Origin of the sequence: Nocardia sp. NPDC004604, from assembly GCF_040609795.1 — a bacterium.
In the GTDB taxonomy this organism is placed as follows: domain Bacteria; phylum Actinomycetota; class Actinomycetes; order Mycobacteriales; family Mycobacteriaceae; genus Nocardia.
The window spans coordinates 92,862-106,661 of sequence record NZ_JBEXLC010000005.1; the positions used below are offsets into that span (position 1 = coordinate 92,862).

Here is a 13,800-nt window from a genome sequence, read left to right on the forward strand (position 1 = left end):
TCAACTCCCATTAGGCCGGGCGTGGCGCGTTGGGTCGAGGATATGGTCGGCGACCTTCTTGCCCAGACGCTGTTGGGTCGATGCTCTGAGTCCGGGCCGGTACAGTGACACGAATTCTGCGGCGTCGGACACGCCGATCGGCGGCGAAGGCCCCCACCTACGACCGTATTTGACGCCGCGCACAGTCACGGTCTGCAAACCGGGGACGTCGACCTCGATGAGGGCGTGGTTTTCGCTCGCGGCCAGCCAGCGCTGGATCCTGAGGTCGGCCGCGGCCCAGTCCGTCGGCGGCTTGCCGTCGAACAACGCTCGCGCCACGAGTGCGTCGACCGATGACAGGGTCGGATCGTCGCGCCGGGCGACGATCCCGGCCATCCCGTAAGGCCGGTCCATGGCCAGGCTGCCCGGCCATCCACGCAGTGGTTCCGAAGTAGCGAGCAGCGCCTCCACCAGTTCCGCCTCGACATGACGGCGGAAGTCGTCGCGCGCAGGCCCTAGAACGATGCCTGATGGGATCTCGCGCACCGAACCGTCGAGCGCGACCTCGAAGCAACGGACGGGCCGCGGGTTCCACAGTGCGTCGGCATAACCTGCGCGGCGGTGCTCGAGGGCCAGCTCGCGCAGCCAATGCTTGTGCATTCCCGGTGTCGCCGCGACCAGCAGCTCATATCCATCAGAGCTTGGGGCAATCATCACATGGTCGTCGACTGCCTGGCCGAGGCCCTCCAGCACGTCCCCCGGGCGAACCTGGAGATCGGTCACTCGATCTTCTGCGGTGAAATACCACTCAGCGACCCGGGCCAATTCCCGCAACTGTTCCTGCGCCCGTTTGCGGGCGGCGAGGCGGGCCAGCATGGGTGCCAGTGCGTCCGCTCCGGGCGACGTATCGAGACCGGCTGCGACAGTTTCCGCGCGGTGCCGATCCAAATCCTGGTGCACCGCTTTGACTTCGGCCGCCGCGACAACTGTCGCGTCCACGACGGCGGCCCGCCAACGCGCTCGGTCGCCGTCCGGATCCGACAGGTCGAAACCGAGCAGCTCCGGGAATTCGGTCGAAATGTCCGCCATAGCCGCGAGCAGCTGCGCTCGCAGGCTGTCCCGGTATGCGGGAGTCGGGTCCTGTGGCTGGTCTTCATACCAGACCGCCCGCAGCGACGTGCTCTCGGCGAGACCGTACGGCGACACGTCGTCGCGGTTCTTGTCGACTGCTACCAGATCGCCACTCGCGTTCCGGGATACGACAAGTTTCCTGGTCGATTGCGGTCCGTGCTCAACGATCTCGACGCGGCCCCGGCCCAGCTTCACCAGGTGAGCAAGCAATTCGGCGCGGCTGTTGTATTCGCGCGCGTGTGCCGCGGCCGGATGATTCCTCGGCAGCGGACCGTCGGTGTCGGGCGCCGCTTCGGCAGGCAGCAACCGGCCGCCGACGCGTGCCACCACGGCGAACTCGGACGCGTCTGCCAGGTGCGCCGGTCCTCGGCCCAACAACTTCGCGAAGAGGCTTGCCTCGTCCGCGGCGCCCTGACCAGCGAACCGCCGCGAAAACGCGTCGGCGAAGCCGTGATCTCCTAGCGCCGGAAAAACCACGATGTTCCCGGCCGTGTCGTCCTGCACGCGGATCGTCAGATGGGTGAGGCCGGGAACACGGATCGTCCGGTATCCTCGCGAATCACTCCGGCCTGAGGGCTCGGCGGGAATCGCCTCGAGGATCGGCCGTCGCCGCAGCGCCAACTCCGCCAGCACCCGGACCGGCCCGGTGAGATTCGGGTCGCGGCGCAACGCGTCGACGAAGTCGGGCAATCGGGCCTCGACATTTGCATGGTCTATCAGCGCGGCGGGCACGACGATCGGCACCGGCGCGGCCATCACCGAAATCGAGGGAGTAAAGAGGTCGCCGCCCACACCGAGAGTCGCCAACCAGGCGCCGAAACTCTGCGTCGTGTCGGAGTCCAGCCATTCGAGAGCGAGCTCGCGTTCCACCGCCTCGTGGAACCGCGGCCGATAGGGCAGTTCGACGTCGACTGCGTCGAGCCACGTCGTCCGGCCATCGCTACCGACCCGCAAGTAGCGCCGCTCCACGCCATCGGTAATGAAGGCGTGCAGGACATCTCGCGGTATGTCGATGGTCCGGACTGCGGCGTCCCGCACCGCCATGTGTCTGCCTTCGGCCGCCACCACCCACAGCTGCGGCGGGTTCGGCCGGTCGCGGACCCAGGCCACCTGACCGAAACGCAAGGTGTCACGCCCGGCCAGTTCGACCAACAGCGCTCGGCGCGTGGGAGCATCGGGGTCGCCGACTCGCTCCAGCAGCACGTGATAGTGCGGTACCAGCCGTTGCAGCCGGGCGAGCCGGTCCCGTCGATCGACGAACTCGGCCAGCATCTCCTGGTACGGCAGGGTGCTCGACCTGCTATCCGCATGCAGGGCCCACAGCGCGACGTGGTGCTCCGTGAGCGCCGCACCGCGGAGCGCTGCCTGCAGGTCTGCCTCGTCGTGGGCCAGCAGCTCGTTCCAGATACGTAGCGTCCGTTGCCAATTCGCGGGCGACAGGGCTGTGTAGGGGTCGTCGAAGCCATGGCCGAGCGGCCCGACGCCACTCGCCAAATCCGCGATGACCGACCCCATTTCAGCGACCCACTCCAACGTAGGATTCATCGCCCGACCTCGGCCGTCGAACAGGACGGCGTGCAACGTGGACGTGCCGAAACTTTGGGAGGTGCGTTCAACACGACCGCGCACGACGCGGATTTCGTACCGGATCGTGGTGCCGCCCGCGTCCTCATAGACATGGGCCCGCGCGCCATCGCCGAGCATGATCAGATCGCCTTTGAGGGCGGCGAAATCTCGTCCGTAGTCCTGCTTCTCGCCGGACTGCGGATCGAACAGCCCCTCGTCGAGCTTGCGCTGCGACATGGCGATCGGCCGGTCCGACAACCGCGCCCGCTGCCGTGGGAACAACCGATCCGCGTCGGCAGGCGTGTAGCGCGGCGCGAGAGCGGCGTTGTCGGGATCGGTGCGGACGTAGTCCATCCGCGCCACCGACACCGTCCGTCCGTCCGGTTCCCATCGATCGTAGGGAACTCCTTCGGCCCCCTCCTCGGGGTATCGAAGCGGGTCGATAACGTAGATGCCCTCCGGAAGGGTTTCGCCGCTGTCGGATTCGCGCTCATCGAACCAGCGCATCACGCTGACGTGCTGATCGAGTGGGATACCGTCGACCCGCAGTTCTTCCAATAGGAACGCGGCATCGACCCGCTGCTCTGCCGGGATCGCGCCCGATCGCCGGGAGTCTGCGATCTCGGCGGCCAAGTTGTCGCAGGCCGCGCGGACGGACTCGTGGATGATCAGTGGTACGAAGGCTCCTCCGGTCGTCGCCTCGAAATGCGTTTGCGTCACTTCCCCGAACTCGCCGGTTTCAGTGAAAGGCATGATCTGCGCGCCTGCGGCGTTCATCGCCTGGCGAGCGTCTTCCGGGCACCCTCGCCGCGGGTCGCGTTGCGGCACATACGGTGCCGACGCGTCCAGGCCCGGCAAGTCGCTCACCGCGACGGGCCGATGTGTCCCGCCGACGAGGCGACCCACCAACTCGTCGACGCCGCCGGGTGTTCCGATCGCATACTTCCCCCGCCGCCGCGTCTCAACGTTCTGCCACGGCATCGGCAGCTCATCGGCAGCTCCGCCGTCCCAGGTCCGGGACCCGCCCGCGCCGCCCCCGGATCCGCGAGCCGCCGCGCGCTCACCAACGGGCCTCGACTCACTCGTTGACGCACCTTCCGAAGTGCCTTCGTCCGGCGAGCCTGCGGATCTCGACGCACGCGTGGGAGCATTCAGGTCGATCCGGCCCGTGATGGCTCGCCCAGGTTTTGCCGCCATATAGCTGGATGAGGCGTGGACGTCGGCTGTCGGCAGCGAGGGGTGGTGTTCGGCGGGAGACGGTCCCGGAGGAAAACCGAGGGCGCGGTGAATTCGGGATCGGCTGAGGGCGCGGAGGTAGCCTGCGGTCAGCGCTACGGGCTCGTCGCGCTGCAGCAGGATCCGCTCCGGGTACTCTGCACCGTTCGCATAGGGCAGGAGGGCACGCAGCACGCCGAATTCGTCTTTCCGCCATGAGCTGACCGCCAACTCCCTGAGGTTCGATGGCGGGTCCCAGCGGTCGAAGGGAATACCGTATCGGGCGTCGTTCGGATCGGCGCATCGGGCGGGGTCGTGCACGTATATCCCGGCGGGCAACTCCGCTCCGCCGTCGGTGCGGCGGGTTCCGTGCCACCGTGCTGCCGCCGCATGGTAAGGCAGCCGACGGTCCTCCACTAAGCCGAGTTCTTCGAGCCACACGATCGCGTCGACCGGATCCTCGCGCGGGTCGTCCGCGTCGGGGATCAGAGCCTGGAATAACGCCTCGAAGGCGGCCCTACCGGGGTACGCCAATAGCGGGAGGAACGCGCAGTCCAATGTCTGTTCGAAGTGGTCGAAGGTGACCTCGTCGAACGCGCCTTTCTCGGTGAATTCCCCTAACCTAGCGCCCATCTCGACGAGGAAGTCACGCACGAGATCGGGGCATGCCCGTGCCGCGCCCAACCGCGCGATGTCCGCCTGGGACACGTGCGGTGCGCTGCCCAACGCCAGCGTCTCCTCCAGCTCGGCTACCTCGGCCGTGGCCTCGGAAGTAGGTGCGGCCGAGACGATTCGACCGACATAGGCGAGGAGGTCGTCCGGGGCGACGTCCGCGACCGACGCCGCAGGGAATCCCTCGGGGACGCTTCCCGGCGCACCGGAATAGACGAAATACACCGATCCCGAATCGATTCCACTTGCGTCATCCGTGGTCAGGCGACGTGCGTTCACGAGCACGATCCGTGCGATGCCCGCTGCCGCACCTGGGCGGCGCAGGGCTTCCAGCAGCATTCGCGCGCTGTCCGTGCCGTAGGCCACGGCGTCGGTATACGTCGGCAAGAGCCGTGGGGAACCACTGCGTTGCAGTGCCAGGCCAAGTGTACGAGGCCAACCGGCTTCGACTGTCGCCCTGCGGATCTCGAGTGCGGTCGAGACGGCCTCAGTGAGCTGCTCTAGTGGTTGCGCCGCGACCACGAGAACCCCGGGAGCCACCCTATTGTCGCCAACGGTCACCTCTAGCCGGTCACCCGCTTCGGTGGCACCAACCTCGATGCCGGTGAATTTCAGCCGCCTGTCTGACACCGCACCGATCGGCTGCTGTTCCGCAAGGGTGTGCAGGCCCTCCAGACCGAGGCGCAGCTGGTCTCGGACCGCGGCGATCCGTTCCGGTGCGGCCTCGATCCACGCGAGCCTGTTCCCGGGAAGGTCGGGGTGGGCGAAACTGTGAATGGCGCTGTTGCGTGCGACAAGATCTGCGGCCTCGAATTGGGCGACGGCGTAGCCGAACCACTGCGTCAAGAACGTGCGCTGGTCGAATGTCATCGACAGCCACAGGTCGGCGAATCCCTGCTCGTTGCGCGTGTGGTAGAACGACAGCACCGCGTCGACCACCGGATACATCGCCTCGAATCGATCGGCATCGTCCTGCGCGAACGCACGGAGCCACGGGAAGACCGGGTCGGGCTGCCAGATCACGTCCAGCGGGTTCACGAAGTCGCCGGGCATGCCTGGGTAATCGGACGAAAGCCACTGCACGGCGCGCGCCGCCACATCCGGGTCCGACCCGAGGCCGCGGTCTCCACTCGCTCGGTAAGACTTGGTGATCGCCGCGAATGCCGCATCATATTCGGGCCCCGGATTGAGGTGGACGACCGCGATACCGGGACGGTTCGCGAGCGCGTGGCTTTGCGACATCGCGATGGCCGCTTCCGGGCCGACGCCGATCAGGATGTGCCTCTGCAACGGTAGATTGGTCAGTGCTCGCAGGTCGCGAACCAAATCGGCGACGATCCCCTCCGCCTGCATCACCATCACGCCCGCCTGCATCACCATCACGCTCGTGATCGAATCGACTCCATCGTCGACGACCACGGCATGCATGGCCAGCACCGCGTCCACGGCGCGTTCCGGCTCGGCCGACGGCGATATGGGCGAGGTCGCGTCGTAGCGCCACAACCTGAGGTTGTTCTCCGGTGCGCCGAACCGCAGTGGCACCCGCGCACTGCCGGGGTCGAGGGGATCGAACACCAACCGCCCGAAACGCGGCTCCGGACAGTCTGTACCCTCCGGCAGCGCGGCAATTTTCTCCATGGCGCGTCGCATCGCCCGTACCGTGTTGTCGCGGAAGCGATCCCACGCGTGCTTCACCGCATCAGGCACATCACCGAAGCCGCGTTTGATTTCGTCCTGCGTCTCCGGGATCAGGACGTGCAGTGACATGAACCGGATTTCGTCCCAGTTCGGCCCCGGGTAGCGCATCACCTCGAGCGGGCACCCTCGCATGGCCAACCGCCGCTGGTAAGGCGTGAAGTCCTGCCATCGCACGGCGTGCAGAAGTGGGTCGACACCGGCCTGGATCTGCAGGTGGATGTCGTGCAGCATGTTCCGGATACGCTCGAGCTCCGCTATTTCCTCGTCGAGCACCGGCTCATACTGCGGACAGAACTCGAAGCCCGGACGCGTATTGCGCGGCTCACCGTTCCACACGGTGTCGTCCGGCACCGCGTGTAACGACCAGGGCAGCGCGAGGGATTCGGAGTACACACCCAACGGCGGCATGCCGTGCAGACGTCGGAACGACCGGACGCCATCCCATTCGGCGGCCGCGCCCGGCTCGGCGAGGAACGACGGGATCCGAGGGAAGTCCGCATCCGTCCCGACGACCACGGTCTCGCCCGGCAAGCACAGCACATGGTCACCGACGATCTGTGCCAGCGGGTTCTCGGCCTGCATGCGTTGCAGCACATCCCGTGAAACGAGACCACTGATCTCGAGTTCCAGTCGCCTATTGTGGCCTGCGAGTTCGATCCTGCGGCGACGCCACTGCTCGGCGATTTCCGAGTCCGATCCGGATGCGCCGAGTTCGGCGAGCCGCTCACCGAGTAGCCGATGCTCGTTGACCACAGCGCGTCGCCGTTCCTCCAAGGGCCACAACGATGTCGTGGTCGAAAGCGACGGCAGGTGTGCCTGAATGCCCTCGTACTGATACTCGGGAGTGAAGCCGTGTGCGCGATCCCAGTCGCGGCCAAGCCACTGCCGGTATCGAGTTACTTCGGACTCGTCGACCTCCACGTGGCCCATGGGAACCTGGTGGCCCGCCGTGCTCAGTTCGGCCGCGAACGCCGCGCGTGTGCGCCTGGCCAGCAGCATCCCGGCTGTGGCGTGTTCGACGAAAGTGTCACGATCCAGCTGCCACGGACCGGGCTCGTATTCCAGATGCACCCTCAGTTGTTCGGCGGCGTCCACCAAATCCAGGGCCTGAGCAGCAATGTCGCGAGCTACGACGTTGCCGTTCTCGTCGCGTGCGTCGCGCGCAACGGTGACCTGCATGCGCTCCGGGTCGAAGTACACTCCGCGGCCAATAGTGTCCGCCGCACGCACCAGTGACAAACCGCGCGTATCCGGCGCTATCTCGATTCGCTTTTCGCGTAGGAAGTCGAGAATCACACGACCGAGCCGGGTTTCGTCCAGCATTGCGAGTATCGGCCCCAGCCACTGATTCGGCTCGTCGGCGAACCCGCTGCCCGAGAACACGCCTGGTGTGCCCGCGCCGCCGCCCGTTACCGCGTCTTCGTTCGACTCGACGCCGAAATCGGCTGCGCCCGAACGACCGCCGCGCCGGGGCGGCTCTGGCTCATGATCGTCCCCCGCCACCGCGATCCGGCCGTGCAGCGCCTGCCTGACCGCCGCGCTGCCGATGAGGCCGTTCGGCGAACTCGCGGCATGACCGTGAATGCTGATGGCAGACAAGGCCGACGCATGATGCTCGGTGATCCCGGCATCAGGGTCGTCGGCATCCGGTTCGGACCTCCCCTCGGGCTCCACCGAGCTACCCGACGTAACGGCCTGCCCTTGCGGCAGGAGATCGCCCCGGAATTCGTGGGCAAGCGGGGCGTCAACACCGTCCGGTCCGCGCGAATCCCGCGGTCCAATGGGACCATCTGCCGAATCGCCGTTCCCGTCGGTGTCCGGACCGGCGCGAGGGACGCACGGCAGGTAGGCCTCGATGGAACAACCGACGCCTTCGTCTGAGGTGAATTCCCGCCAGCGTGCACCCAGCGCCGTCAAGGTGGTCACAAGGCGGTGACGGGGCGTTGTGTAGTCGGCGTGGGTGATGGTGAGCTTCAGCTCGGGTCCCGTCGGTCCCATGTGCTCTTCAGTCCCGAAAGTAACGCGACGACTGAGCGGAATGGCGGTGAGCATGGTGGCGGCCGCCTGCTGAGCGACGTCCCGGTGCGACCTCGGCCAGGCTTCAGTGACCTCGTCAACGAGCTTGAACAGCCGTATCCGGTCATCCAATCGGTGCACGCGTAGGTCCTCGAGGGAGCCTCGAACCGTCACCGTCGCGGAGCGCAGTTTAGCGACTTCGGCCTCGACGGGGTAGATACGTCGCGGACGGCGGATGTTCGCTAGACGACGGCGCACCGGCGAAACGCGGTTCACCATACGGCGGATCCGACGATCCGCCATGACGATAGGTGCCTCGAACTCGGACAAGTGCGCACGGTCTGAGGTGAAAGCGAACTCGAGGCAGCGTTGCCCGTCCTCGACGACCGTGTCGGTCCACGGGGTCTCGGCAAGATCGAGCACGCCCACCGTCTCCGCCGGGATGGCACCGTGATCGTGCTCGAAAGTGATGATGACACAACCGTCTTCGTAACGATCCACGTAAACCCGGGGCCACGAGTCATCGGGCATCACGACCAACGCATCGGCAATGATCCGCTGAATACGGACCACCTGGCTGATCGACGCGTCAGGGAGCATATCGGCCACTGACATGCGGGCGTCGAGTCCTTCCCGCATCCAATGCAACACACCCTCGCGGACAGCGTATTCGGCGGATTGCACCGCTATCTGCTCGGCGCTGAGGTCAGGTCGGTCCAGACTACCGATATCGGTCAACGGCTCGTACTGCCTGCGGCATTCGCGTTCGAGGCCGCGCAGTCTCGTCGACAACCAGTAGTTGATCACCTCCGACGCCCGAGGGTCCGTGACCCGCTCCGTGACGGTCGAGGCGACATCCGCTGCGAAAGCGGCGATATCGCGGTCGAGGCGGGCAGCAGGCGAGTCGCCTTCGGGGTGCCCGTCCGCCTGAGCAGCCCCGACGGTCGACGGGGAGTGCTCGGCAGGTTCCTGGACCTCCGACAGAACGACACCAGTGACGTGTGCGAGTTCGTCGAGTTCCATCCGCATCGCCCAGAGAAACGCCAGCAGATCGGACCTTGCTTCGGGGTTTCCGAGGTGTTCCCAAGACAGTTCGCGCAGCGTCTTCTCATGGCTCTTTCCCCCGTTCAGTACCGAATCCAAGGGTGTCACCATCTCCAGCACCCTTACCACCGGCACACGCGTGTCCCCCACGAACTCGCCGATCTCTTCGAACGCCCTCTTGGTCTGACCAACCACATCGCGGACGAAATCCTCATCACACGTATGAGGCACGACATGACGGAGAACAATCCCGAGATGACCGATGAAGTCGGAAGCCGCCGCAGCGAACTGCCCCGTCCCACGTGTGGCCATCTCGAAGTCCGACCTGGCCGGGGGCAACGCCGCCAACGCCGCCACGGTGCCATCGTCGTAACCGACGCGCTCCTCGAGATACCCGTCGGCCTTCTCTGACCAGCTAATACCATGGACTCGTCGGTCCCTGGTGTAGTAGGCAGCGACGTCGCTGAAGCCAACCCAGAAGTCGCGCCGCAGGCGGCTCCGCCGTGCGTATCCCGACTCGCCCGCCGGTTGTGCGGCCAGCATGACGAGCAACATGCGCAACGCGTAGGGAAGCTCGCTCAGGTACCCCATCGGCCAACTCGGGTCGGCCACGTCCAGCCGCTGTGGTAGCTCGACGGTCAACGACCCCGCCAGATTGAACACATCGCTCGCGAGCTGATGCAGGACAGCGACCCCGCCGCGGTAACCCCCGGCACCCTTGACCAGCGCAGGCGGCTCCGGCCTGCCGACCACCTGCTCCTGCCAGGGAGGCCGACGGTCCGACACGTCCATAATCAGCCGGTCCAACACGACGTTGACAGCACGGGCAACGGCACGCACCACCGCGGGTGGAGCAGGCTTCCCCTCCTTGAATGCGTTCCACACCCGCACCGCGTCGTCATGGAGCCGCTCGGCCAGTGCACGCGGATCAGCCTCCCGGTACGCCCACACCACCAGCTCGCCATACATCGCATCCACCGATGGCAGACCCTCGGCAAGCTCCGACCATGACGAATCACCTTCCGGCACACCCTCGTTGAAACGATTGACCGACAGATTGCGCGGATCGATCAGTGAACGCGGCTCCTGCTCTCCGGACCACGGGGAGCGCACGGCCCGCTCCTCGGCACCCGCCCACAATGCCGGACCGAACACCGCGCGCCCCTGCGGGGCGGATGACTCTTTCGCGTCGATGTTCGGCTCACCTGTGGCGGCGTCGGTGGTCCTGCCGTCGGGAGCCTCGCTCCCGGCTGAACCTGCCAGCGAATCGCGGGTCGGACCGATATGCAAGCGCAGCAAGGTTTCACCCCGGCTCGACCACGGAATGACTTGTACAGCAGCCATATTCGCTAGCACATTGCCGATGGTTTCGGCGTCCGCTTTTTTCACCGCTTTGTCGACGACGATGTCCATCGCTACCGCGCCGCGTTCGAGATACACCATACGCGCTTCGGCACCACTGCCGAGATTCTTCCACGCGAAACCCTCCACAAGCCACGTGAAAGCCACCATGACTGCACGCGCCGACTGCTGAGCAATCCCCGCCCGCTCCAACGCATCCCGCAGACGACGCTGAACCTCACGCAGCGCGTGCCGATCACCCCGAGCCATTGGCAGCGGCGGAGCCACCGCCGGCTGCCCGTCAGCCTGCGCACCTTGCTCGCGTCCGCGCGGCGCGGATGAGCCGTTCGCGGCGGAGTGCGTGGACTCATTGGCAATGTCGACATTGTCACGGCCGGTATCGCCCGGCTGAGGCCTCGACGCTAGGGACACGACGTATTGCACGAAGTCGTCTTGCGACATGGTGTAGGCGCGCAGATCGATATCCTGCGGAATGACCAAGGGCCTTCCCATGAGATAGACCGAGGTCGCGATGAGGAACGTTCTGATGACCGCATCGGAGCCGCGCTTGCATTCGAGCGATTGATACAACAGATACGCGATATTGGCCATCGCCGCGTCAGTGCAGCCGCCAACGGAATACCGGGCCAACTCCTGCATGGCGGCTCTGAATATCAGTGCACGGTTTTTCTCGCTCGCAGTGATCACGTACATCTTCTCGCCGCCGACGTCGAAGTTGTGGACCGGGCCTGCCCTCGCCTCGACTCCGCGCTTCACCTCCAGCGCGACCTCGGATGCCAAGCGACCTCTGACGATACTGTTGCCGTCCACCTGGATATCAGGTGCCAGCCGTACGATGTTCTGCAGCAGGTCGCCTTCATTTCCCTCGGCTTCGAATCGTCGCTCCGCCCATTTACCGGCATCCGCAACGACGCGGCTGGCGGGCGTCTCCTGACCACCGATAAAGGTTTGCAGTTCTTCGCTCCACTCGGATCCGGCACGCAGCCGCCCGACCTCGCCAATAGCATCGCGATTAGGTGCGTCGTCAGTTATCGGGAGCAGCAATCGTTCCTGACCGACCGCCACCCCTGCGCCGAAACGCGTAGCGTCGAGACCCGCACGCCAGACAATCACCGCATCGAAGATGTCCTCCCAATCCTCTGCAGCAAGCTCACTCGCTCGCGCCCAGAGTTCCTCCAATATTCGGTTCACCTCGGCAGCCTGCAGAGCTGCGAATTCTCTCCGCTTATCCAGCTTCAGCTGATCCTTGTCACTCAACGGCCGCGCGAAATCATCTGCACGATCGGGCATCGGCAACGACTCAACACCGACCATTGCGGGGCGACCGTCGATACCAGGCCCAGGTGTGTCTTCCTGCGCCGCGTCACGGGCTGCGTGGGTGGCCGCGGCGAGAGCAAAGTCGGCCATCGGCACTGTCATACCGTTACGGTCGGCGATTCCCAAATCCGCACGCGCCGAGGTGAAGTCCGGCTCGAACATCGGATAGATGGTGAGAGCCACCTCGTCGCCCACTTGCAGGCGGTAAGGCACCAATTCCGAGCTCCGCCCGGTACGCATACAGACCTGGTTGATTCTCGCGTAACTACGCAACTCGCGCTCGACATGGCTCACGCGCTCCGCAAGGTCGTCTTCACTGTTCACCAGTGCCTGAAGCGCCAATGCGATTCGCCGCCGGTCCTGAACAGACACCACGATCGCAGGTTCACCTAGCCCAGCGGACTCAGCGATCCGAACGTAGCCGAACCCACCGAGCATTTCCGCAAGCTCCGCAGGCATATCCGCCGTACTGTCGTCACTATCTTCGTCGCTCTCGTCGGACGAATCCCGGTCCGGCCCCGGCTCGTAAGTACCCCGACCAGGGAAGGCATTGATGGTGATGTCGCCGAAAGGCGATGGGTCCTCTGTATCGGAAACCCGGCCTGCGGCCCGGGCAGCTGCTATGTCGATCGCGCCCGGATCGACGTAGCGCGGCACAGTATTCGCAGCTTTCGAGGCCTTTGTGCGCCATTCCTTCCCAGCGGCCTTCCTTCGGGTGGCATGTTGCGCATAGTCGTGTATGGCCTGCCGACCGAGATCAGTGTTCAACGCTGCGACGGCTGCCTCCATGGCTTGCTCCCGGCCGCCACGACCGGGAACCGCAGACAGCAATGAGGCGTGCAGCCAGTGTGTCTCGCGATAGATCTGCTTGAGATCCTCGCAGAGGTCCGCACATTCCCTGTCGTCCACACTGACCAGCACAAACGTGGAGCCTCGACGAGTCACCGACAGCCCTGCGTCATTGAGAATCTGGGTGAGCTGAGCAAGAGCGGCGCCATCGGCGCCGCCCTCCTGCCGTGCTGCGGCTGTTAGAGGGCGCAGACGGTTCCAGTCGATCGGCTCGCTGATGACTTCTGGACCGTGCACCGCGGCAGCAGGTTTCAGACGCTGGTCGACGAGCACTATCGTGGCCGCGGGATCGACTGACTTGGCTGCGGCGACGATGTCGTCGATCTCCATGAGGATGGTTGGCGCGACATGGTCACGGGTCTCGTCATAGAAACGCCACAGTTCTCGCTTACCCACGCGGTCGGTGATGCCAAGCTGATCGATCGCGGGTCGAACAGCGGCACGCCGTTTCGAGGCTCGCTCGCGTCGGCTGAACCTGAGAAGGCTATAGCCAGCGGCGCTGACACCAGCAATGGTCGTCGCGAATTCGGCGCCGACCTGGCCGCTATTGTGGGCGGCCACCAGAGGGCCGAAAGCGAAGACACCGACTGCCGCACCAGCGCCGAGGACCATGGACATCACGCCGGTCTGCGTACCCAATCGATCAGCGGGGATCGTTTCTTGCTGAAGTTTGGTACGCCCGGCATTGACATAGAGGGCAAGTCCCCCAAGAGTCGCAAGTCCCACCGGCACCAGCACAGGATTGTTCGTTATCGTGACGGCCATGGCCAAGGGATAACCCCAAAGTGCTCTCGAATACAATTGCGAGAATTCGAGACTTGCTATCCTGCGCTTATATTCTTCCGGCAAGAGGTTGGCGATCAATGTGCCCGCTGCGGGTCCGGCGATCGCTGCGCCCTTTTCTAATCCTGAGAGGTTCGGGTTCTGTATCACATCTGCGACTCGCGTTAC

Annotated in this window: 1 protein-coding gene (cut by a window edge); it reads right to left on the reverse strand. The window is 65.2% G+C overall.

Going from position 1 to position 13,800, the window contains the following annotated elements; genetic code table 11:
* A protein-coding gene (locus tag ABZW16_RS04390; protein WP_354952062.1) for a hypothetical protein crosses the window boundary here: on the reverse strand, nt 1–13,800 show its 3' portion. 15,960 nt of this gene lie beyond the right edge of the window; only the last 13,800 of its 29,760 coding nucleotides appear in the window; its start codon lies beyond the right edge, outside the window; the stop codon is at nt 1–3.